We start from the raw sequence: 20,334 nt of genomic DNA, 5'->3' as shown, positions 1-20,334 counted from the left end.
TTGCGCAAAGTTTCATCAAAGTTCGTAGCTCTTTCTTGAAGTGCAAGTTCTCGGAGGTTTTCTACTTGAAATCAATTGTTTTGAGTGAGAACTCCTTTAGGGACTCCTTGTAATGGGTTTAACCTTAAAAAGACGCCCAAAGGGCGTCGGAGGAAAAGTAAACCCCTTGATAATCCTAGGATTTTGTTCATCGTTCTCCGCAAAAACAGGCCCCAAGAGAAAGAAAACCAAAACTTTTCCAAACACGACAATGCAGAGAGCTACAAACTTTTGGTCAAGCTTTTCCCAAAAGCTTGCTTCGCGAAGTTTGATCAAGGTCGGTGATTCTTCTTCCAAGTGCTATTCTGAGATGTGTTTGCGCTCTAAAAAAGCTCTTTCAAGCTGGGAATTCACTTTTAAAGCCTACAAGGAGGGTTTACCTATAAAAAGCGCTCCTTCGGAGCGCGAGAAGACTGTAAACCACGAACAAACGCCTCCCATCAAGGAATTCCAAACTCCAAAAGCATTTTGGAAGCAAACACTTGATCGGGTTGGCAAAGTTCTGGGGGTGTGGGGGCGTTAGCCCCCCAGTAGTTTAAAGAGAAACGGGGTTGTGGGGCGAAGCCCCACTATGGGGGTTTGAGAGTACAGAGAGATAAGGGGGCGGAGCCCCCTTGTCTTTCGTTGTGGCGGGCCGGGCGGGATTTGAACCCGCGACCTTCGGCTCCGGAGGCCGACGCCCTGTCCCGACTAGGCCACCGGCCCACGCCCATAGGTATTCCCTGGGTGAATTTAAAAACCTAATCACCCGGACGGATGGACCATAATGTTCATCAAGGCATCGAAAAGCACAAAAACTTTTTAGCCTGGGCACCCTACATAGAACAGGACGAAGGAGGAATGAACCATGGAACCGCACGAATTCAAGCTCACCGAGGAGGGTATAAAGGCTGTTCTTCCACCCCTCGAAGCCGAGATAATGGAGCACATGTGGAAGGTCCAGGTTGCCACCGCCGGCCAGGTATACGAGTACATGAAAGTGAAGCACCCGGACATAAGGCGCTCCACCATAAGCATCCTCATGAACCGCCTGTGCGAGCGCGGCCTTCTCAAGAGGAGCGTTGAGAAGGGCAGGGGCGGGATGAGATACGTCTACTCCATAACGACAACCAGGGAAGAGTTTGAGGAGAGGGTCGTCCAGAGCATCCTAGACGCACTAATGACGAACTTCAAGGAGGCGACCTACGCGTACCTGTCCAAAATCAAGAAGTGATGAGAAATGCTGTTCATCATCATGGCCCTCGAGGTCTTGCTGGCGGTGATAGCCCTAAGGGAGCTAGGCCTTAAGATAGCCATGGCTGCCTTCGGCTCCATAGTGCTCCTCTACTTCTGGGTCTCAACCAGGGACGTCAAGGGCAACTACGTAACCCTCCAGAGGAGCGAGATGCCCTGGCTCTACGACGGCATAGCCGAGATGGCCAGCAAGGCTGGAATCCCAATGCCCCGGATATACATCCTGGACGACTACATACCGAACGCGTACTCGTTCAAAAACACGATAGTACTCTCCCTCGGCCTCTTCGAGGTGCTTGACCGGGAGGAGATACTGGCAGTTGCTGCCCACGAGCTGGGCCACATAAAGAACGGTGACACCAAGGTATTCCCCGTACTGGCGTACGGCAGGTACCTGATGATGGTCTTCACGGGAATACTGATACTCCTCGCCCACAGGCCGAGCGTTACGCTGGCGGCGCTGCTCCTCTACGCCCTCTACGAGGTCGCCAGGGCGAACTTCCTCAAGGGCAGGGAGTTCCTGGCGGATGAATCGGCACTCAGGCTGCTGGACGTGCCCATGAGTCTGAAGCATGCCCTGGAGGAGCTCAAGTACTACGAGGACCTCAGGGCCGATGTAAGGCTGAGCGCCGTGCCCAGCATAGAGCCGTCCATAGAGAGGCGCCAGAAGGTCCCGAGGATAGAAACCCACCCGAGCTACGATGAGAGGATATTCAGGATACTCGTCGAGATTCACGGCAACAACATGTTCAACCAGCGCATGATGCAGTGATGCCTTATGGCGGTGGAGATAGTACTGGACAGGGAAAGGGCCGAGAGGATAAAGCGCGTACGGCCCACCAAGGACGAGTACTTTATGCTCATAGCCAAGCTCGTATCGCTCAGGGCGACCTGTCCGCGCCTGAGGGTTGGGGCCGTGGCCGTAAAGGACGGATACATCCTTGCAACTGGCTACAACGGTGCACCGAGGGGCATGGAGCACTGTATAGACTCCGGATGCCTCATCGTCGACGGCCACTGCCACAGGGCCGTCCATGCGGAGCAGAACGTCATAGCGATGGCGGCTAGAAAGGGCATAAGCCTCGAGGGGGCGACGCTCTACGTCACCCACTTCCCCTGCGACACCTGCTTCAAGCTGGTCATCAACGCCGGAATCCGGGAGATAGTCTACGAGGAGATGTACCCCAACGAGGCGACTGAGATTCTCCTGAGGGAAGCGCAGGAAAAAGGAATAGTCAGGATAAGACAGTTCAGGCTCCCGAAGGAGAGAGTACGGGTCTTTCTGGAGGAACTTTTCGGGGAGTTCGTGGATTAGAGCTTCTCCTCGATTTTCTCCAGTCTTCTGTTCATCTCCTCAAGTTCGATGGCGATTTTCCTCGTCAGTTCGGTTATCTCCCTCTCCGTTTTGTCCACGGCCACGTAGACCTTCAGTATCAGGAGGTACGACAGGCCTATCGCAAGGACAAAGAGGGCATCCAGGCCCCTTCCGAGGCCGAGAAGGTTCTTTATTTCCTCGGCTATCTGGAGGGGGAATACTGCGATCACCAGGAGACCAAGGAGGATAACCTCCCAAAAGAGGAAATCGCCCCACTCAAACTCCCTCTTCCCGTACTTCCCCATAACGTAGAGCATCAGGGCCAGCACAACGACTATGGCTATGTACTGAACGGCGTACATCCCCATCACCTCAGCTTGTCAAACAGCAGGTTGAGGGCTATCTTAACTCCCTCCAAGATGTTCGTCCCCTTCTTCATCGAGTACTCCGTGTAGACGGCACGGATGGGCACCTCAACGATGCGGCATCGGTTCTTGGCGGCCTCGATTATGATCTCGCTCGAAACCGCGTAGCGGTCGCACGTTATTATAATCTTGGACGCGCATTCCCTGCTGAGGCAGCGAAGACCGCTCTGGCTGTCGCTCACGTACTTCCGGGCAAAGACGGCTGTTATCGCGTCGAGAACGAAGTTTCCAAAGCGCTTCACGAAGGGCATCTGGCTGGTGTCGCCCTTGAGCCTCGAACCAACCGCAAAGTCGGCCCTTCCCTCGGCGACGGGCTTCATGACGCGCAGGGCGTCGCTCACGAGGTGCTGGCCGTCGGCGTCGAACGTTAGTATGAGCCTGGCATTCTGCCTGAGGGCGTAGGCGATTCCAGTTCCGAGTGCACCGCCCAGGCCCCTGTTGACGAGGTGGGTGAGAACGTGAACGCCCTTCGAGCGGGCTATCTCCCTCGTCATGTCCCCGGAGCCGTCGTTGACCACCACTATCTCTTCCCGCCTGAAGTACCTGAGCAGGTCGTCCAGGACGCCTCCAAGGGTTTTCTCCTCGTTGTAGGCTGGGACGACAACGTAGGCATCCAGAATGTTCTCCAGAAGGAGCAGGAGTCCCTTCATATCCTGGACTTCAAAATCCGGCGTGGAATCCACCGAAAAGCTCATCCTCCCCGCGGTATGCCCCGTTATCATGACGCTCAGCGCGCCGAGCTCCCTGGCTGGGAGTATGTCGTAGCCGTGGTCGCCCACCACCAGAACCTTGGTGGGTTCGGCACCGAAGGACTCGATTATCCACCTCAGCTGCCCGGCGTTCGGTTTGAGCCCCTCAGGAGGAACGTCGTCCCTCGTCGAGATTATCCGGAAGTACCCCCTTATTCCGTGCATCTCCAGCGCCTTCAGGGTCGCCTCCCGGGAGCTCCTGGTCATTATCGCCATCTCGATGCCCCTTTCCCTCAGGAAATCCAGAACGTCCAGAACCCCTTCAAAGAGGAAACTATCTCCAATCCTCTCGACCTCAAGCTCGACCAGGATAGAATAAAGCTCTCCGAAGTCCCTCCCGGTCTCGCGTGATATTCTGAGCAGGTTCTCGTACATCGGCGTCAGGTCGCCGAGGGTTTCCTCGGGTATTCCCATCTCGAAGAGCCTGGATTTAAGCTCCTCCTTGAGTTCCGCGAAGGGCTTGGGCGCGCCGACCAGTGTCCCGTCGAGGTCAAAGACCACAAGTTTTACGTCCATGGTATCCACCGAAGGGTTTATTTTTGGCCAGTCCTAAGGGATTTGGGTGTCTAAATATGATAGCGGCCGCTCCGCTTATAGGTTTAACCCTGACGCTCATTCTTACCCCCTACATAGCCGCGAGGATGAAGAGGGCTGGAATCATCGGGAGGGACATCCACAAGATGGACCTGCCGGAAGTGGCCGAGATGGGGGGTATAGCCATCCTCCTCGCCCTTCCCGTGGCGCTCTCGCCCTTCATGAGTGTGGAAATCGCGAGAGTTCTCATGGTTTTCCTGCTCTTCGGGGTCGTTGGAATCATAGACGACCTGGCGAATTTGAGACAACTCCACAAGGTCGTTCTCTCGCTCATAGTCTCCGTTCCGGTGGCGTTCTTCGGCATCGCGCCGGAGGTTAACGTCTTCGGCTACACGCTCAACCTCGGCATCCTGTACCCGGTCTTCGCGGTGCTCTTCGTTACGGGCTCGGCAAATCTGGTGAACCTCCTGGCCGGCTTCAACGGGCTGGAGATGGGCACCTCCGCCATAATCCTCGGTGTTTTAGCGGCCATAACCGGGGGAGAAGCGAGGCTCCTCGCCCTCGCCGGCATGGGGGCGGCCCTCGGGTTCCTCTGGTGGAACAGGTATCCCGCGAGGGTTTTTCCGGGTGACACCGGAACGCTCAGCGCCGGCGCCCTGATAGGTCTCGTCGCCATCACCGGAAAAGTCGAGGCCTACACGGCGTTACTCCTGGTTCCCCACTTCCTGGACTTCGTTATAAAGGCAACGAGCGTCCGCTTTGGTGTGAGGAGGCACGGAAGAACGAGGGTTCTGCCGGACGGGACGCTTCAGGCGCCGCCGTACCCCAGCTTCCTGGGGACAATAATGAGAAGGGTCAGGGTGACGGAGCCCAAGCTGGTTGCGATTGTGTGGCTGATAGAGCTCACTCTTGGTCTTCTCGTTTGGGCTCTTCATCGATCACTTTGACCATTCCAAAGCCGTAGCGGGTCTTCTCACCGAAGCCGTTCTCGTAGCCGAAGCGGGCTATCTCGAGAGAGCCATGGTAGCGGAATATCATGAGGGAACCGCGGTAGTAGGTGTCCCTGACGAGAATCCTGACCGGCTTGAACTTTATGACATCTATCGTGAAGTCCTTCTCCTCGGGCATGGCTCCGACTATGGCAGAGTAGCGCATCAGCATTACCTTGCGGAGCTTGTCGAAGAAGGCCTCCTCGCTCGGATAGAGGTCCCATATCTTCATCTTATTGCCGCTGAGCTTGACCGTTCTGACCATTATTGGACTGAGCGTTGAAAAGAGAGCCCCATCCCGTATTCTGGGCTCCTTCAGTATTTTGATGTCGTCCGCTATGAAAGCCGCATCGCCCAGCTGGAGAACCGGGCTGTCAATAAAGCCCTCCACAACGGCCTTTATCAGCTCGCTGGAAGACGAGGAGACGTAGAGAGAAACATCGTCGGAGAGAACCTTTATTCCCTTATCTGGTATCAGTTCGCGCTTCCTGACCATGATGCGGGAGAATGTGAAGTAATCAACGTGACTCACCTCGGCCTCCCGAGCTATTTCGGGTGAGACTATGGCCATCTTTTCAAGAAGCTGAGCGTAAACGTCATAGTTATAATTGAACGGGAGAATCGTGCCCTCCTTTGCGGGCCTGAACTTTATCTCAACTCTCATTACATCCCACCCCTTGCTATAACCCCATTATAGTTGGTACTAGAAGTTAATAAGAATTTCGCAGATAAACCATGGTTCTATTACTTCAAAATTAAGTCAGGAAAAATTCGCACATCCCGTACCAAAGGTATATAAAGCCGGATGCCCCAAAGCATGCATGGAAAAGATAGAGTTAAAAAGGCCCTTCTACACAGTTTGAAATGTGAGAGGTGAAAGATTATGAGCGTTGAAGACGTTGGAGTCAAACCATCGGACGAGTACGATGATTACATCATGTACCTCAAGAGGAGGATTAGGCAGCTTGAACTCCAGGTGAGAACCCTGGAGGCTGATAAGGAGAGGCTGGAGAGGGAGCTTTCCCGCCTTAGGATGGAGATGTCCCGGCTGAGGCAGCCCCCCGCCTTCGCGGGCACGCTCCTCGAACTGCTCGACGAGGACAGGGCGATAGTCCAGAACTACAACGGACCGCGCTTCGTCGTCAGGATAGCACCGTGGATAGAGCGGGAGAACCTGAAGCCCGGAGCGAGGGTCGCCCTTGACCAGAGGACGATGGCGGTTGTGGAGCTCCTCCCCAGTGAGAAGGACCCAAGCGTTCTCGGCTTCGAGGTCATCGAGAGGCCAGAGGTCAGCTACAAAGACGTTGGTGGCCTGGACAAACAGTTGCAGGAGCTGAGGGAGGCAGTGGAGCTTCCGCTCAGGCACCCGGAGCTCTTCGAGAAGGTGGGAATCGAGCCGCCGAAGGGAGTTCTCCTATACGGCCCGCCGGGCTGTGGAAAGACCCTCATGGCTAAGGCGCTCGCCCACGAGGTCAACGCCACCTTCATAAAGGTCGTCGGCAGCGAGCTGGTGAGGAAGTTCATAGGCGAAGGGGCAAGGCTGGTTCACGAGCTCTTTGAACTGGCCAAGGAGAAGGCCCCTACGATAATATTCATCGACGAAATTGACGCAATAGGCGCAAAGAGGATGGACGAGACGACCGGCGGCGAGAGGGAGGTCAACAGGACCCTGATGCAGCTCCTGGCCGAGATGGACGGCTTCGACCCGAGCGGAAACGTCAAAGTGATAGCGGCCACCAACAGGCCCGACATTCTCGATCCAGCCCTGCTAAGGCCCGGACGCTTTGACAGGCTGATAGAGGTTCCGCTTCCGGACTTCAAGGGCAGGCTGGAGATACTCAGGGTTCACACCAGAAAGATGAACCTCAAGGACGTTGACCTGCGCATAATAGCGGAGATGACCGAGGGAGCCAGCGGAGCGGACCTCAAGGCCATAGCCACTGAGGCCGGAATGTTCGCCATAAGGGCGAGGCGCGAGTACGTTACCCAGGACGACTTCCTCAAGGCAATAGAGAAGGTCTTCAGCTCTGAACAGAAGCTGGCGCAACAGATAGCCATGCACGAGGTCATGTACGGCTGATTTCCTTCTTTTCCAGCTTTTCTTCCACCCGGATTATCCCCCATGCCAGCAGGTACATGGCGGGTATTGAGAGAAACGCCTTCTCATAGCCGAAGCCGTCAATGAGGAGCCCAACGAGGTACGGGCCGACGGTTGCGCCAAAGAACCCGACCATGTTGACGAAGCCCATGACCGAACCCAGGTTCTCCCCGGTGGCCTTTTCCGATGTGTATGCGGTGACTATGGCACCGACCGAATAGAACGCCAGTCCCAGGGGAATTATCACCCAAGGGGAAGCCGTGAGGGCGAGAATCAATGTGAGGAGGGCGTTGAGACCGAAGACTACCGCTATGCTTCCCCGCCCTATTCTGTCGTAGAGGCCGCCGCCGAAGAGGGAACCTGCGATTCCGATAACCGAGAGAAGGGAGAACAGCAGGGACGCAGTTTCAAGGGAGACCCCTGAGTTCACCAGGAAGGACACAAGGAACGTGAGGAGGCCGAAGAAAGCCGCCAGGACTATGAAGTTCGCCGCGCTGAGCAGAAAAACGTTCCGCGGGATGGAGAACGTGACCCTCGAGGGTTTTGAGACCTCCCCCTTGATGGCGAAGGCCAGGGCTATTCCGATTGCCAGGCTCATTGCCGCGAGCGCGGGGAAGGCGTAGCGCCATTCGAGGCTCATCGCTATGGGAACGACTATCAGGGGAGCTATTCCGCTGCCAACGGGCGGGCCGACCATGAAGACGCCCAGCGCGGAGCCCTTCCTCTCGCGGTAGACCTCGCTTATCAGCGCCGTTGCGGGGGCGTAGTAGAGGCCGGAGAAGAGGCCGTACAGTGCCCGAACCGCGAGCAGTTCCCAGTACTCGCGGGCAAAGATTATGAGGGCGGAGGAGAGCGAGTAGCCGATTATGCTAAGGACAAGGAGCCTCTTCCGCCCAAAGCGGTCACCGATATATCCGGCTGGAACCTGTATGAGCGCGTAGGGTAAAAGCAGGGCCGTCATCAAAAGTCCGGCCTCGGCATTGTTTATCCCCAGCTCGGCCTTTATCATTGGAATAAGGGGCGGGATTGCCATCCTGTGGGCGTAGTTGAAGACCCAGCCGAGCGAGACCAGCAGGAGGAGCCTCTTCCGCATGGTTTCGATAAAGGACTAAGCGTTTAAAAGCATGTTGGACAGGAGCGTCCAACTACATTTATAAATGCAGGCCGGAAACCGACTTCAGGGAAGAGAGATGGTGAGCAAGCTACTGGCACTCGAGGCCTATCCCAACCTGCGGGACCTGGACTTCAGGATACTCAGAGGGGTAGAGCTGAATATGCGGCACCACAGGTGGGTTCCGCTCGAGGACATAGCCAGGTTCGCGAGGGTTGACGTGGAAACCGCATCCTTCAGGCTGGGCAAGCTGGACGACCTGTCCCTCGTCAGACGGAGGAGCGATATAGGCTACATCGGCTACCAGCTCACAATACACGGCTACGACGTCCTGGCGATAAGGGCGCTGGCAAAGAAGGGCGTTGTAGAGGCCATAAGCACCGCCCAGATAGGCGTTGGAAAGGACGCCGATGTGTACGTGGGAGTAACGCCAGCGGGGGAGAAGGTAGCCGTCAAGTTTAACCGCATAGGCGGCAGAACTGCCTCAAGAAAAGCGGCCTATCACGGGCACGTCTTCCAGGACAAAAGGCACACGAGCTGGCTCTACGTCTCGAGGCTCATAGCGAAGAAGGAGTACGAGGCGCTGACCCTGCTGAGCCCGATAGCTCGGGTACCGAGGCCGATAGCATGGAACAGGCACGTCATCGTTATGGAGTTTATAGACGGAACCGAACTGGCGGAGCTGCGCGACACCGACCTCTCTATGGAGGAGGCGAGGGAGATACTCGACACCGTTCTGGATGAATACCTCAAGATAGTTCGCTTCGGCATCGTTCACTCGGATATGAGCGAGTTCAACGTAGTTCTGACCCACGACGGGGGCATTCTCATAATCGACTGGGCCCAGTACGTCACGACCGCCCGCCCGGAGAGTTACGAGCTTCTCAAAAGGGACATAACCGTGCTCCTCAACGCATTCAGGAGAAGGTGGCGCGTGGAGAAGAGGTTTGAAGATGTGTGGCCGGACTTTGAGAGGGCCTGGCTCGAGAGCAGGGGTGAGGAATGATGGTGATAAAGTACGAACCGCTGAACCGGCGCGAGAGGATCATGAGGCTCTTCCGGGAGGCCATAGAGGCGGAGAACGCCAGGGACCTCGAGAGGGCTAAGCGAAAGCTGGACGAGATAATGGAGCTGGCGAGGGACGAGGAGCCGGAGTTCTACTTCGAGGCCTGCTTCAGGCTCGCGGAGATTTTCCTTCAGGAGGACAACTACAGGGGAGCCGTGAAGTGCGCGGTGCGCGGAATAGGCCGCGCGCCCAACGAAGACCTTTACCGGCTCGGGATAAAGAGGCTCGGGGACGTTCTGTTCATTATGAAGGAGGAGAACCGGCTCGGCGAGATAGCGGAGGGCATGGACGTTACGCTGGGCCTGGTGAAGGACGACGAGGAGCTTTACTGCTTCGTTCAAACTCTCGTGAGAATAGCGAGGGGAGAAAAGGTCGAGGAGCGGTTCTCGCTGGAGGAGTTCAACGAGATAATCGAGCTCCTCAGAGGATAGAGTCAAGGACGCGCATCACGTAGTCCCTCCCGGGACTTTCGGGGAAGTTGTAGGGTTCTTTTTTGGGCCTCTCGTTGTAGTACGGCCTGTTGCAACCTGGGCAGCCGTGGGTGGCGAAAACCTCGGGGGGAATGAGTTCGGCAAGCTTCTCCCCCTCGATTCCAAAGCCGATCAGGGAGTCGCTCTCATCGAACTCAAAATCCTCCGGCGTGGCGAGTCCCTCCTTTATGAGGTGGTGGGCCACCTGGATTCTCCTGTACCTCGCGAGGCTCGGGGGCTTCGCGTTCTCAAGGCGGGTTCCCCTTATGGGTGTGAAGGCGAAGAGGGAAACCCAGGCACCCATCGAGTACGCCCTCCAGATGGTCTCGACGGCTTCCCTGTCGGTCTCCCCGAGCCCGATTATAAGGTGGACGAGGGCCTTTCCATCGCCGAAGACATCGATAACGTCTCCCGTGAAACGCCACATCTCGTCCCATGAGTAGAGGGAGTCCTTTATCCCAGGGTAGAGCCTCTCGCTGGCCACGTCGAGGCCGACACCGATGTAGTCAACTCCCCTCGATTTGAACTCCTCGAGGGTTTCCCTATCCACCGGGGTTATCGAGACTGAGACTGGAAGGCCCAGCGGATGGAAAAGGTCAAGGAGTTCAAGAACGTCGGAGACTAAGCCGGGGTAGTCAACCGTCTGGAGGCATATCCTTGCGAAGCGGCCCCCAGGGAGGGCCTCAACGACGTCCTCCACGTCGAAGGCAGGCCAGGTTATCCTGGAGAGCTTCTTCAGGTCGGCCCTGCTCTCCCTCGCCTGGGGACAGAAGGCGCAGTTGTTGCGACAGCGGCCGTCGTGGTACGTCATGAGGTACGCGGTGGTTGGTCTGGCGAGCATCCTAGCCCTTACGAGTCCCATGGCTATGGCCGTTCCGTAGGAGACTCTGACTTTCATCCCTTTCTACCTCCAAGTATGAGAGGCACGTGGACTATTATAAGTGATGCGCCCGCTATGAAGGGGAGCAGCGGAAAGACCCCGGCGTAACCCCTGATGCCGGCGACGTAGCCGAGGGTTACCTGGCCCCCGAGCATCCCAAGGTCGAAGAACATCGTGTAGACACTCGAACCCATCGTCCTTATCCTCGCGGGAAGGTTTCCAAGGGCCATGAGCTGCATCGCGGGAACGGAGAGGCCGAAGCCGGCGCCGATGAGGAGTGCGCTGGCGTAGGAGTAAGGTGGTAGGCTGTAAAGGATCAGCACGATGTAGCCGAGGATAACGAGGAGCATGCCGGCACGTATGACCGGAATCGGACCCATTCTGTCGGCGCTCCTGCCACCCACGAGCCTCATTACGAAGCTCGATATCCCGATGACCATCATGTAGAAGCCGAACAGGCTCTGGGGCATCCCCAGTACCTTGTAGAGCGCGGGGAGGTACGTTATGACGCCGGCGTAGGAGAAGGAGAAGAAGAACAGGGCCAGCGACGCGGCAACGAAATAGCTTCTGAGGAGCTCGGAGTAACTGACGTCCTCGTGCCTCCCCTCCCTCCTGGCAACGGCCTTTCTGCCATCGAGCCAGACCGGGACTACGAGGGCGAGGCCAACGAGGGAGAACGTCACGGTGAATGAGAAGGCCCCAACGAAGCCGAGGAGGTCGGAGAGATAGCCTCCGAGGGCCGGGCCGATTATGTTGCCGAGGGAGAACATCATGCCCCTCCAGCCCAGCGTCTCGCCGACGCGTCCCTCCGGTGCAAGGTCAACTGCGGTGGAGAGGCTCGAGGGGAAGAATATCCCCATGGAGAAGCCATGGATCGCCCTGGCGAAGGCGAATATCCATAGGTTTCCGAGGAGCGCAGAGGTTATGTAGAGGAGCCCAGCCAGCATTCCGAGGACGTTGCCGGCCATCATAGCCTGGAACCGATAACCTCTATCCCCTATGAGGCCGCCGATGGGCTTTGAGAACAGGGAGACGACGGAGGCAACCCCCGCGACCAGACCAACCAGAAAAGGCGTGGCGTTGAGGGTTATCGCGAAGGGCGATATTATGGGGTTGACTACGCTTATTCCTAGGAAGAAAAAGAAGGTCGAGAAGTTGAGAAGCCAGATGTCCCGGAGCGCTCTGTCGATGGCTCAAACCCCCGCTACGGGTTCGTCCATTCCCTCCCTCATGAAGGCGTGGCTCATGTGTTTCGTATTCTTAGCGAAGCCCACGTTGCCCTTGGCATCAACCATTATTATACCCATCGTATCGGCGCCGAAGTACTTCGTGGCGAGGCTTATCGCGGCCTCGCTGGCTGCCTGGGCGTCCATTCCGAGGCGGACGAAGTCGGTGGCACTTTTTGCCAGGGCGAGCTTTATCGCCACCTCACCGAGTCCCGTGCAGGAGGCACCCGCAACCTCGTTGGCGTAGGTTCCGCCACCGATTATCGGGGTGTCGCCAACCCTGCCGAACATCTTGAGGAATACCCCACCGGTGGACGTTCCGGCAACGACCTCCTCGCCGTCGAAGGCAACCGCTCCAACCGTGCTCCTAAGGACTTCAGGATACTCCCTGATCAGCTCGTTGAGCTTCTTCCAGTGCCTCGTTTCTCCACTTTCAACGAGCTTCTTCCTCAGCTCCTCCCACTGCTTCAGCCTCTCGTCGGTTACCGGGTTGTACTCCTCGAAGCCCATGAGCCTAGCGAACTTTACCGCACCCTCACCGTTGAGGAGCACGTGGTCGGTCTTCTCCATAACCTTCCTCGCGACGCTTATGGGGTTCCTAACGCCCCAGATTCCTGCAACGGCGCCGGCTTCGAGGGTTCTTCCGCGCATTATTGCCGCGTCCATCTCGACCTTGCCGTCGAGGGTAAGAACGCTCCCGGTTCCCGCGTTGAAGAGCGGGTTGTCCTCGAGGGCTTTGACGGCTTCTTCCACTGCATCCAGCGCAGAACCCCGCTTGAGCTCGCGCCAGCCGGCCAGAACAGCCTCCCTAACGCCCTCAATGACCTTTGGAATGCGCTCCTCCTTCCTTATCGTGCCGGCACCGCCGTGAACTATTATCGCGACCATGAGAACCACCGTAATAAAAAGTCCTCGAACGGTTAAAAGGGTTGTGGAAACGAAAAGATAGGAACTTCAGCTCAGCGCCATGTTGATTATCGTCTCGCCGATGTTCTCGAGGTACTCGAGAATCCTGCGGTAGCTCTCGAGGGCTATCGACTGACGGTAGTCTATCGAGCGTATCTCCTCCTTCAGCTCAAGCATCAGCCCATCGATTTTCCCCAAATCCCTCTCCTCGATCTGGGTCATCATCCCCTCGAACTTCTCCTTCAGGTAGGCAACGTTTATCTCGCTGGGGTTCTCGGCTATCCTGGTTATGTGGTCGCCTATGCGCTCGATGTTCCTGACTATGAAGAGTATGCCGAGCAGGTCGAAGGTTCTCCTGATTATGCCGCTCTCCTCCGTGACGCCGCGCTTGCTCAGAAGCCGATTGACGGCACGGATTATGAGGAAGTAGAACCTGTCCAGCTCGTTCTCGAGGTCGTTTATGTCGCGCAGAATCTCGTCGTCCCCGGGCGAGACTATCAGCAGCTCGAGGTCCCCGAGCATCGAGATGATGAGCGAGCGAATCCTGTTGAGGAGTTCCGCGAGGTTCACCTCCTCCTCGTCGAGCAAACTCTTGGCGACTATCCTCTGGGGCTCGTCGAGTATTATCTCGACCCCGGGAAGGCTCTGGAGGACCTTCCTTATCTTGACCTTGTATATCGGCATCTCCTCGACGAGGTGAATCTCAAGGACGTCGTAGCCCTGGATGTAGGCAGAGATGACGAGCCTGACCGCCATGTCGGGGGAATACTCCTTCGAGATGTCCAGAATTTTCTTCTCGCTTACCTCCCTCGGCTCCTTGGGAAATATGGTTATGCTCCCGTCGGGGTTTATGAGGAGCGGAACGACATCGCCCTGGGCAAGTCCGTGCTCCCTGACCCACTTCTTGGGAAGGGAGATTATGTATGAGCTCCTACCGGTAAATTGGATTTTCCTGAACTCCATAGATATCACCGCCGATATATAGACGAGCGACGGCCTATAAAAGGCTTCGGTTCGATATGCTTATAAACGCTAAGATTAACGTTAGCACATGTTCCAGGACTACGGCAGGGACGCGAAAATACTCATAGCAGCCAACGCGGCGGGCCAGCTCTTCCTCCAGTTCTCAATATTCATCATGCCCTTCTATCTGGCAGTTTTAGGCTACGATATGGCCGCCATGGGGACGTTCTTCTCGATACAGACGTTCACTGGGGGACTGTTCTTCCTGATAGCCGGCCAAGTCTCACTGAGGCTGGGCTATAGAAGAACCCTAATTATCTCAGCCCTCCTCGGACTGGCCGGAAGGCTCCTCCAGGTGGCCGCGATAAACGACTACGTACTCGCTTTAGGCTTCTTCCTGGTCGGCGCGAACATGGGGATGAGACAGCCGAACTTTACCGCTCTGCTCAGCGAGGAGGTTGGCGAGGAGAAGCGCCATCATGCGTTCTCTATAAGCTTTGGCCTGGGAACTATATTCAACGCCCTAGGCGTCCTCATAGCGGGCTTCGCACCAAGCTTTTTCGTGGGGCTTGGACTGACGGAGGGAATAGCCTACAGGCTGGTAATCTCGCTGGCGCTCCTCCAGTTTGCCCTCGTGATCCCGGCGCTGCTCATGATAAGCGATGTTCCAGTGAAGAACCCGAGGATAAACTGGAACCGTGAGCTGGTCGTCAAGATACTCAAGTTCTCCCTCCCAAGCGCGCTGATAGGCTTTGGAGCCGGGATAACTATACCCTACATGAGCCTCTACTTCAAGCTCCAGTTCGGGCAAACTTTGGCGGCAATAAGCGGGATATTCTTCTTCCAGCAGCTGGCAATGGGCCTCGGCTCCTTCGGCCTTCCAAAGCTGGTTCACAGGATAGGGCCGGTGAAGGTGATAACGTCCTTCCAGAGCATAGCGGCATTTCTCTTCGCGATATTCCCCTCGATAGAGACCTTCCTGGTAGCGGCACTGCTCTACGTCGTCCGCTCCATCCTCATGAACATAGTCTGGCCCATAAATGACTCCTTCATGATGGGCTTCTTCTCGACCGAGGAGAAGGCCACCGCGGCGGGAATAAGGAGGGCCTTCTCGACCTTCATGCGCGGAGGAGGGAACTACGTCGGCGGCCTGCTCTTCGGCATGTCCTTGAGCTATCCATTCTATGCGACAGCGGCGCTCTATGTAATAGCAACGGCGATATTCTACGCCTTCTTCATAAAGCACAACGAGTGAAAAGAAAAGTCAACCCTCTGCGAGCTCGATTCCCCGCTCAAGGGCCCTGAAGTTGATCTCCCAGAGCTTCTCCCTGAGGGTGAGCCTTATTCCCTCAAGCAGGGAGTCCTTCTTGAGGGGCACGAGGCCCTTTCCGTAGGCGTAGCCGAGCATCAGGACGCCGAGAGTCCTGGGGTTTATCCTATCGGCCTCGCGCTGGAAGTCCATCATGTACACGGGGCAGATTCTTCCCAGGGCGGCCTCTATCTCGTCCAGCCCCGGATACTTCTCCTTCCCAACGAGGGTCGTTGCCGTGTGGATCGGATAGGCATTGACCACTGCATGGCTGTCCTTTCCCAGGAAGCGGGCGTTTCTCAGCGCCTCGGCGGGTTCAAGGGCGAGCATGAGGTTTGCTTTGCCCTCCTCGATTAGGGGTGAGTAGACCTCCTCACCAAAGCGGAGGTAGCTCAGAACACTGCCGTAGCGCTGGCTCATCCCGAGGGTTTCACCTATCCTGACGTTGTAGCCCTCGTGCATGGCAGCGTTCCCAACGATCCTCGAAAGCGTCAATCCACCTTGACCGCCAACACCTGTGATTATGAGGTTGAACTCCATCTGCACCACCGAGATGCATTGGAGGGAGCGGATAAAAACCTGTTGTCAAGAAAATTCGGCCGGCTGGAGTGAGACTCGAAAATACCACAGGGAAAGGGTGGAAAAAGTTGAAGAACTAAATCAGCCCTCCAGGCGGAGGCGCCTGATGACGAAGTCCCTGTCGAGGGAAGCCAGGAAGCTCGCGAGCCTTGGACCACGGTCCTTGCCGATGAAGACGTTGTAGAGCGCCTTGAACCACTCCTTGCTCGGGATTTCACGCTTCTTGGCGGCATCGTAGATGGCGTTGTTGAGTTCCTCAACGGTGAAGCCCTCGTGAGCCTCGAGCCATCCCGCGACCTCGAGCATGGCCTCCCGGATTTCAGGCCTAAGCTCGATCTCCGGGGGCTTTTCCAGGATGCTGAATTTCACGTTGTCGGGGGCGTACTTCTCAACCCAGTTCCTGGCGAGCCTTATGCGGAGCCTTATGCGCTCCATGTCGTCTTCGCCGAGCTCCCTCGGAACGTGACCCTGCTCCTGGAGAACGCGGATTATGCCATCCTCGTCGAGGTGCGGCATCTGGACGAGCGTAACCAGGAACCTGAAGGGCGCCTGCGCGGTCAGCCTGTCCGGAACCTTCGGCATCGACAGCTCGTAGGTTCTCTTGAGCTCCTCTTCCTCCTCCGGATTCTTGGCCCGCTCAATGCCGAAGTAGATGCGCTCCACCTTGTCGAACTCGTCGTAGAGGTTGAGCAGGCCCAGGCCGAGGTCTATCTTGAGCTCCTTGTTCGGCCTCGCCTTCGCGTATATGAAGCGGATTATTCCCGGCTCGAGCACCTCGTAGAGGTCGCTGAGGAGTATAACGTTGCCCTTGCTGCCGGACATCTTGCCCTTCTGCCCCTTGATTCCGACGAATTCGTACATCAGGTCTATGGGCGAAGGCCAGCCGAATATCTTCTCAACTATCTCCCTTCCGGTGTCGTACGAGCCGCCAGCTGCCAGGTGGTCCTTTCCGGCCGGCTCGAAGTCCACCTTGAAGTGAGCCCAGCGCATCGGCCAGTCAACTCTCCACCTGAGCTTGACGTTGCCCTCCCTTATGTCCGTCTCGCCCTCGCTTCCGCAGTGGGGGCAGCGATAAGAAACCTTCCACTCGCCGTCCCACGAAACGAACTCCGCCTCCTTCCTGCACTTCGGGCAGTAAACCATGACCGGCTGCCAGTCCTCCTCAAGGGGCGGCTGCTTGGCCCTCTCGCGGTATTTGTCGAGTATGGCCTTTATCTCTTCGCGCTTGGCCAGAGCAAGCTTTATCTCCTCGGCGTACTCGCCGGACTTGTACAGCTCGTAGGCGTGGAGGAAGTCCACCTCTATGCCGAGCCTCTCCACCTCGCTCTCGAAGAGCTCCATGAAGTGCTCCGCGTAGCTCTCGTGGCAACCCCAAGGGTCCGGAACCTCACGAACCGGCTTCGTGAGGTGCTCCTTCCACTCGGGCGGAACGTTCTTCGGCACCTTTCTAAAGCGGTCGTAGTCGTCCCACATGTGAATGTGCCTGACCTTCTTCCCCCTGTCCCTCAAAGCGTGGCCCACTATGTAGGCCGTGAAGAACTCGCGGAAGTTTCCGATGTGAACGTAACCGCTCGGCGTTATTCCGCTCTCCACAACGTATTCATCCTTGTCGCCGCGCTCCCTGATGATTTTCTCGGCCATGTAATCCGCCCAGTGAACCATTTTCACCACCGGGTTTAGCTCCGCTGAGGGCTTTTTAAGCTTAAGCTCGGCCAGCTGATGACAACTCAAAGAGGGAAAATTTTATAAGCTACGATGGTAAAACTACTCGTAAAAGTAACTGGAGGCGTCCCCATGGAGCTGGAACCCTTGAGGATGCAGGTGTTCTTCCCGGCCTCGCTGGAGATTCAGGAGGAGCTGCTCAAGGCTGGCTTCAGGGTACCCTACGACAAGGAGAGCGGGAGAAAAACACCGATTCCAGTGGTGGTGAGCTCGCGGGAGGAGAGGCGCATCAGAAGGAGCCGCCTGCTGAAGGCCAGGGACTTTGAAAGCGACGGCAAATTTGCCATGCTATCCGGAGAAAAAACGTCCATTGAGTTTGAGCTCACGGAAAGGGGTTTTCTGGTGCTCAGACCAAAGCCGATCGAGTACCACCTCGAGGAGATGGGCTTCGTCTCCGTCCCTCCCAGGGTCTGGGGAACGTGGGCGAGCTTTTCGCTGCCCTTTTCAGCGTACAATGAACTGGTGGATTTCCTGGCCGAGGTCAGGAAAGATAATGGAAACGGATTCTACACCGCCTCCAGAGGCTCCGGCGGAAGGATAGAGGTCTACGCCTACAAGGGGAGGAAGGGAAAAGACCTGGGGATTCCAGTTTTCGGCTACTCCCTCGGGCTCCACGGCCTGACGCTTGCGGAAGAGTACTTTTTGGAGAAGGCCAAGGAGAACGAGGTTCCAGAGGAGAGGCTCCGCTACATCAAGCTCGGCCTGAGAAAGAGAAAGGAAACCAAAGCGGGCCTCAAGGTTGGCCTTGTCTGGGAGAACGGAAGGCCGGTCGAGATAACGCTCAAGCTCTCGACGACGGAGCCAAGGGTTAAAATCCAGGGGCTCTACGGCGAAATTGTCGGCAAGTCTCGGGGAGAACTCGCGAGAACAGAGGGATGGTACATCGTCGTCCACGCGGGCGATTTTATCACCGCACTGGAGACCGTTGGGAGGGCCTTCGGGGGCAATCCATATTAACCCCAACCCCCTCTCATTTTTTGGTGGAACGCATGCTCCCTAGCTGGGGAATCTACGCGGGCATCGCCGCGGGGTTCATACTCCTCGCCATAGGTCTCACGAAAAGGCTCGGACAGGAATGGGCCTGGGTGAACAGGAAGATAATCCACTTCAGCATAGTCCCGGCGGTTCTGATGTTCTACTACGGGAAAATACCCGCCGAGGTCTTCAGCGGAGCCGCTTTCGTCTTCGGGCTCTTCCAGCTCTGGCCGCACCTCAAAAAGAGGGAGTTCTCGTGGTACCAGATAGAGCACAACTACGGGGAGGTCTTCTTCGCCTTCTCAGCCTCGGTCATTCCGATGGTTCTGCCGAAGGAGTACGCCACCGCCCTGCTCCTGGCCATGGCCGTCAGCGACGGGGTAACCGGGATAATCAGGCACTTCTACTTCAAGCGGCACGGATTCAACGTCAAACTGAGGAAGCACTGGACGGGAAGCCTTGGCTACCTGGCGACGGCGCTGGCGATAGCGTTCCTTCTCCTCGATGCAGGTGCGATGGGAAAAATAGGATGGGCGGTCGTTCTGACCCTGGCGGAGTATCAAGGTTGGCTCGACGATAACCTGGCGGTTCCTCTGGTTGGAAGCGTTCTGTTCCTCCTCTACTGAGCCCACCTGACCTTCAGGCTGTCCTTCTTCACCTTGTTGAACTCCCCCACGAGGGCCTTTCCGGTTCTCTCCATGAAGTCCTCGACGTCGGTAATGCCGAGTTCCTTGAGGCCGATAGCGTTCACGCCTTCGGGGATTCCTTTCGCTTCCACGTTTATCCCGATGTGGATTTTGACGCTGACCGGCGAAACGGTGGCTATCGAGATGCTAAGCTTCCTCCCGTTCACATAGATGTCGTCGCCCCTTCTCTCAGTCTTCACGCCGTATTCCCCCAAAACCTCGCAGAGCCTCGCTATGAAGAGCTTCTGGAGCGTTGAGGCGAAGAGGGTGTTGACAAGGTCGAAGATCTCGATGATGTAGTGAACCATGTCGTCGCTCTTAATCTCCTTGCTCGCTCGGAGGTCTTCAATGTCAATCATCTCCTCAACCTTGACGTCGCACTTTCCGCGGAAGACGACGAGCGAATTCCCGAGTATTCCGAAGTTCCTGTATGCCCAGTGGCTCCCTATCGCGGAACCGTCGTAGTCTACGCGCCTATCCTTCACTATGAGCAGCTCCATGCTATCACCCCATCCTTTCCAAAAGTTCCCTCAACTCCTCAAAACCTTTGGCATCTCTCCACATGTGGATGAACCGAATAGCCGGAACTGAGGTTTTAACCTCTTCGATGTGTATATCCCTGTCGTCCACGTAGATGACCATATCAACATCGTATCCAGAGAGCTCCAGCTCCCGGAGTGTTCTCGCTATCATGTCCGCCTTGTCCGGGTGGTTCTCAATTTTTGGAAACATGAAGTAGTCCCAGAGACCGAATCCCTTGAGGATTGGTCTAACCTTCTCCTCAACGTTCCAGCTCGCTATACTCAGAACGAACCTACCACTCGCCCATTCAAGGAACTCTCTGACCCCCGGGAAGAGATGGAGTTCCTGCCCAGTAGAATCAATCAGATAATCGCCGTGGAAATCGTATGGCGGCGTAAGCCGGGATGCATCCTCGTGATCCCACAGTGTGCCGTCTAGGTCGAGAACTAGCAGCTTCATTACACCACCAAGAAAAGCTCCGCTGGAAGGTTTTAACGGTTGCGGAAAAGCATCATGACTGTAGGTTTAACACTGCAA

Annotated in this window: 22 protein-coding genes and 1 tRNA gene; 10 read left to right on the top strand and 13 right to left on the bottom strand. The window is 56.5% G+C overall.

Annotation, left to right across the window (positions count from 1 at the left end):
• Positions 1-666 precede the first annotated feature (666 nt).
• Positions 667-744, bottom strand: a tRNA-Arg gene (locus CDI07_RS07970).
• A gap of 142 nt (positions 745-886) precedes the next feature.
• Between CDI07_RS07970 and CDI07_RS07965 the strand changes: the two genes are divergently transcribed.
• From CDI07_RS07965 to CDI07_RS07955, 3 genes are read left to right on the top strand one after another with little or no spacing between them, the layout of a single operon-like run.
• Complete coding sequence (locus tag CDI07_RS07965) at positions 887-1,252, top strand: BlaI/MecI/CopY family transcriptional regulator (RefSeq protein ID WP_088181112.1); 366 nt, start codon at positions 887-889, stop codon at positions 1,250-1,252.
• A gap of 6 nt (positions 1,253-1,258) precedes the next feature.
• A complete protein-coding gene (locus CDI07_RS07960) occupies positions 1,259-2,044 on the top strand; it encodes a M48 family metallopeptidase (protein WP_088181111.1) in 786 nt (261 codons plus the stop codon).
• A gap of 6 nt (positions 2,045-2,050) precedes the next feature.
• Positions 2,051-2,587 carry a cytidine/deoxycytidylate deaminase family protein gene (locus CDI07_RS07955; RefSeq protein ID WP_088181110.1) on the top strand — a complete coding sequence of 179 codons (537 nt, stop codon included), beginning with the start codon at positions 2,051-2,053 and terminating at the stop codon, positions 2,585-2,587.
• On the opposite strand, the gene CDI07_RS07950 is transcribed toward CDI07_RS07955, so the two are convergent.
• Complete coding sequence (locus CDI07_RS07950; protein WP_088181109.1) at positions 2,584-2,949, bottom strand: DUF2304 domain-containing protein; 366 nt, start codon at positions 2,947-2,949, stop codon at positions 2,584-2,586. The two genes, CDI07_RS07955 and CDI07_RS07950, sit on opposite strands and share 4 nt — an antisense overlap.
• A gap of 5 nt (positions 2,950-2,954) precedes the next feature.
• Complete coding sequence (locus CDI07_RS07945) at positions 2,955-4,277, bottom strand: glycosyltransferase (RefSeq protein ID WP_088181108.1); 1,323 nt, start codon at positions 4,275-4,277, stop codon at positions 2,955-2,957.
• A 56-nt stretch (positions 4,278-4,333) separates the two neighbouring features.
• Between CDI07_RS07945 and CDI07_RS07940 the strand changes: the two genes are divergently transcribed.
• Positions 4,334-5,242: a glycosyltransferase 4 family protein gene (locus CDI07_RS07940; protein WP_088181107.1), complete on the top strand. Its 909-nt coding sequence runs from the start codon at positions 4,334-4,336 to the stop codon at positions 5,240-5,242.
• Here the strand turns inward: CDI07_RS07940 and cas6 are convergent.
• A complete protein-coding gene (cas6, locus tag CDI07_RS07935) occupies positions 5,199-5,948 on the bottom strand; it encodes a CRISPR-associated endoribonuclease Cas6 (RefSeq protein WP_088181106.1) in 750 nt (249 codons plus the stop codon). The two genes, CDI07_RS07940 and cas6, sit on opposite strands and share 44 nt — an antisense overlap.
• 219 nt (positions 5,949-6,167) lie before the next feature.
• On the opposite strand from cas6, the gene CDI07_RS07930 reads away from it, so the two are divergent.
• Positions 6,168-7,364, top strand: a complete 1,197-nt coding sequence (locus CDI07_RS07930) for a proteasome-activating nucleotidase (protein WP_088181105.1) — start codon at positions 6,168-6,170, stop codon at positions 7,362-7,364.
• On the opposite strand, the gene CDI07_RS07925 is transcribed toward CDI07_RS07930, so the two are convergent.
• Entirely contained in the window at positions 7,351-8,475 is a 1,125-nt protein-coding gene (locus tag CDI07_RS07925; RefSeq protein ID WP_088181104.1) for an MFS transporter, read from the bottom strand. The genes CDI07_RS07930 and CDI07_RS07925 overlap by 14 nt on opposite strands.
• 97 nt (positions 8,476-8,572) lie before the next feature.
• Between CDI07_RS07925 and CDI07_RS07920 the strand changes: the two genes are divergently transcribed.
• On the top strand, positions 8,573-9,499 hold the full coding sequence (locus CDI07_RS07920; RefSeq protein WP_088181103.1) for a serine/threonine-protein kinase RIO2: 927 nt from the start codon (positions 8,573-8,575) through the stop codon (positions 9,497-9,499).
• A complete protein-coding gene (locus tag CDI07_RS07915) occupies positions 9,499-9,990 on the top strand; it encodes a hypothetical protein (protein ID WP_088181102.1) in 492 nt (163 codons plus the stop codon). Before CDI07_RS07920 ends, CDI07_RS07915 begins: the two co-directional genes overlap by 1 nt.
• Here CDI07_RS07915 and CDI07_RS07910 read toward each other — a convergent pair.
• The 4 genes from CDI07_RS07910 to CDI07_RS07895 form a co-directional block, all read right to left on the bottom strand.
• Complete coding sequence (locus CDI07_RS07910) at positions 9,980-10,927, bottom strand: radical SAM protein (RefSeq protein ID WP_088181101.1); 948 nt, start codon at positions 10,925-10,927, stop codon at positions 9,980-9,982. The genes CDI07_RS07915 and CDI07_RS07910 overlap by 11 nt on opposite strands.
• Positions 10,924-12,099 (bottom strand): MFS transporter, encoded by a 1,176-nt coding sequence (locus tag CDI07_RS07905; RefSeq protein WP_088181100.1) that lies wholly within the window; start codon positions 12,097-12,099, stop codon positions 10,924-10,926. Before CDI07_RS07905 ends, CDI07_RS07910 begins: the two co-directional genes overlap by 4 nt.
• 3 nt (positions 12,100-12,102) lie before the next feature.
• Positions 12,103-13,023: an isoaspartyl peptidase/L-asparaginase family protein gene (locus tag CDI07_RS07900; RefSeq protein WP_088181099.1), complete on the bottom strand. Its 921-nt coding sequence runs from the start codon at positions 13,021-13,023 to the stop codon at positions 12,103-12,105.
• A 66-nt stretch (positions 13,024-13,089) separates the two neighbouring features.
• Positions 13,090-14,004 carry a phosphate uptake regulator PhoU gene (locus CDI07_RS07895; protein ID WP_088181098.1) on the bottom strand — a complete coding sequence of 305 codons (915 nt, stop codon included), beginning with the start codon at positions 14,002-14,004 and terminating at the stop codon, positions 13,090-13,092.
• An 88-nt stretch (positions 14,005-14,092) separates the two neighbouring features.
• Here CDI07_RS07895 and CDI07_RS07890 point away from each other — a divergent pair, with 88 nt between their 5' ends.
• Positions 14,093-15,259: an MFS transporter gene (locus tag CDI07_RS07890; protein WP_088181097.1), complete on the top strand. Its 1,167-nt coding sequence runs from the start codon at positions 14,093-14,095 to the stop codon at positions 15,257-15,259.
• A gap of 9 nt (positions 15,260-15,268) precedes the next feature.
• Here the strand turns inward: CDI07_RS07890 and CDI07_RS07885 are convergent, their stop codons facing one another.
• Together CDI07_RS07885 and lysS are read right to left on the bottom strand one after the other, a co-directional pair.
• Positions 15,269-15,853 carry an indolepyruvate oxidoreductase subunit beta gene (locus tag CDI07_RS07885; RefSeq protein ID WP_088181096.1) on the bottom strand — a complete coding sequence of 195 codons (585 nt, stop codon included), beginning with the start codon at positions 15,851-15,853 and terminating at the stop codon, positions 15,269-15,271.
• A 120-nt stretch (positions 15,854-15,973) separates the two neighbouring features.
• A complete protein-coding gene (gene lysS / locus CDI07_RS07880) occupies positions 15,974-17,554 on the bottom strand; it encodes a lysine--tRNA ligase (protein ID WP_088181095.1) in 1,581 nt (526 codons plus the stop codon).
• 132 nt (positions 17,555-17,686) lie between these two features.
• On the opposite strand from lysS, the gene CDI07_RS07875 reads away from it, so the two are divergent.
• Both CDI07_RS07875 and CDI07_RS07870 read left to right on the top strand, forming a co-directional pair.
• Entirely contained in the window at positions 17,687-18,571 is an 885-nt protein-coding gene (locus tag CDI07_RS07875; RefSeq protein ID WP_088181094.1) for a PhoI, read from the top strand.
• Between the two features lie 32 nt (positions 18,572-18,603).
• Positions 18,604-19,215 carry a hypothetical protein gene (locus CDI07_RS07870; protein ID WP_088181093.1) on the top strand — a complete coding sequence of 204 codons (612 nt, stop codon included), beginning with the start codon at positions 18,604-18,606 and terminating at the stop codon, positions 19,213-19,215.
• Here CDI07_RS07870 and CDI07_RS07865 read toward each other — a convergent pair.
• Together CDI07_RS07865 and CDI07_RS07860 are read right to left on the bottom strand one after the other, a co-directional pair.
• A complete protein-coding gene (locus CDI07_RS07865) occupies positions 19,209-19,775 on the bottom strand; it encodes a DUF366 family protein (protein ID WP_088181092.1) in 567 nt (188 codons plus the stop codon). The two genes, CDI07_RS07870 and CDI07_RS07865, sit on opposite strands and share 7 nt — an antisense overlap.
• Before the next feature lie 4 nt (positions 19,776-19,779).
• On the bottom strand, positions 19,780-20,256 hold the full coding sequence (locus CDI07_RS07860; RefSeq protein WP_088181091.1) for a magnesium-dependent phosphatase-1: 477 nt from the start codon (positions 20,254-20,256) through the stop codon (positions 19,780-19,782).
• Positions 20,257-20,334 lie beyond the last annotated feature (78 nt).

It is taken from the genome of Thermococcus sp. 5-4 (genome assembly GCF_002197185.1).
In the GTDB taxonomy this organism is placed as follows: Archaea; Methanobacteriota_B; Thermococci; order Thermococcales; family Thermococcaceae; genus Thermococcus; species Thermococcus radiotolerans.
This window is presented reverse-complemented; position numbering and strand designations above follow the sequence as displayed.

Bases quoted from the DNA above. Each gene is read 5' to 3' on its own strand.
- CDI07_RS07920 (WP_088181103.1), top strand. From the start codon at position 8,573: ATGGTGAGCAAGCTACTGGCACTCGAGGCCTATCCCAACCTGCGGGAC.
- CDI07_RS07890 (WP_088181097.1), top strand. From the start codon at position 14,093: ATGTTCCAGGACTACGGCAGGGACGCGAAAATACTCATAGCAGCCAAC.
- CDI07_RS07965 (WP_088181112.1), top strand. From the start codon at position 887: ATGGAACCGCACGAATTCAAGCTCACCGAGGAGGGTATAAAGGCTGTT.
- CDI07_RS07955 (WP_088181110.1), top strand. From the start codon at position 2,051: ATGGCGGTGGAGATAGTACTGGACAGGGAAAGGGCCGAGAGGATAAAG.
- CDI07_RS07915 (WP_088181102.1), top strand. From the start codon at position 9,499: ATGGTGATAAAGTACGAACCGCTGAACCGGCGCGAGAGGATCATGAGG.
- CDI07_RS07945 (WP_088181108.1), bottom strand. From the start codon at position 4,277: ATGGACGTAAAACTTGTGGTCTTTGACCTCGACGGGACACTGGTCGGC.
- CDI07_RS07865 (WP_088181092.1), bottom strand. From the start codon at position 19,775: ATGGAGCTGCTCATAGTGAAGGATAGGCGCGTAGACTACGACGGTTCC.
- CDI07_RS07925 (WP_088181104.1), bottom strand. From the start codon at position 8,475: ATGCGGAAGAGGCTCCTCCTGCTGGTCTCGCTCGGCTGGGTCTTCAAC.
- CDI07_RS07885 (WP_088181096.1), bottom strand. From the start codon at position 15,853: ATGGAGTTCAACCTCATAATCACAGGTGTTGGCGGTCAAGGTGGATTG.
- CDI07_RS07940 (WP_088181107.1), top strand. From the start codon at position 4,334: ATGATAGCGGCCGCTCCGCTTATAGGTTTAACCCTGACGCTCATTCTT.
- CDI07_RS07875 (WP_088181094.1), top strand. From the start codon at position 17,687: ATGGAGCTGGAACCCTTGAGGATGCAGGTGTTCTTCCCGGCCTCGCTG.
- CDI07_RS07870 (WP_088181093.1), top strand. From the start codon at position 18,604: ATGCTCCCTAGCTGGGGAATCTACGCGGGCATCGCCGCGGGGTTCATA.
- CDI07_RS07960 (WP_088181111.1), top strand. From the start codon at position 1,259: ATGCTGTTCATCATCATGGCCCTCGAGGTCTTGCTGGCGGTGATAGCC.
- CDI07_RS07910 (WP_088181101.1), bottom strand. From the start codon at position 10,927: ATGAAAGTCAGAGTCTCCTACGGAACGGCCATAGCCATGGGACTCGTA.
- cas6 (WP_088181106.1), bottom strand. From the start codon at position 5,948: ATGAGAGTTGAGATAAAGTTCAGGCCCGCAAAGGAGGGCACGATTCTC.
- CDI07_RS07950 (WP_088181109.1), bottom strand. From the start codon at position 2,949: ATGTACGCCGTTCAGTACATAGCCATAGTCGTTGTGCTGGCCCTGATG.
- lysS (WP_088181095.1), bottom strand. From the start codon at position 17,554: ATGGTTCACTGGGCGGATTACATGGCCGAGAAAATCATCAGGGAGCGC.
- CDI07_RS07860 (WP_088181091.1), bottom strand. From the start codon at position 20,256: ATGAAGCTGCTAGTTCTCGACCTAGACGGCACACTGTGGGATCACGAG.
- CDI07_RS07930 (WP_088181105.1), top strand. From the start codon at position 6,168: ATGAGCGTTGAAGACGTTGGAGTCAAACCATCGGACGAGTACGATGAT.
- CDI07_RS07895 (WP_088181098.1), bottom strand. From the start codon at position 14,004: ATGGAGTTCAGGAAAATCCAATTTACCGGTAGGAGCTCATACATAATC.
- CDI07_RS07900 (WP_088181099.1), bottom strand. From the start codon at position 13,023: ATGGTCGCGATAATAGTTCACGGCGGTGCCGGCACGATAAGGAAGGAG.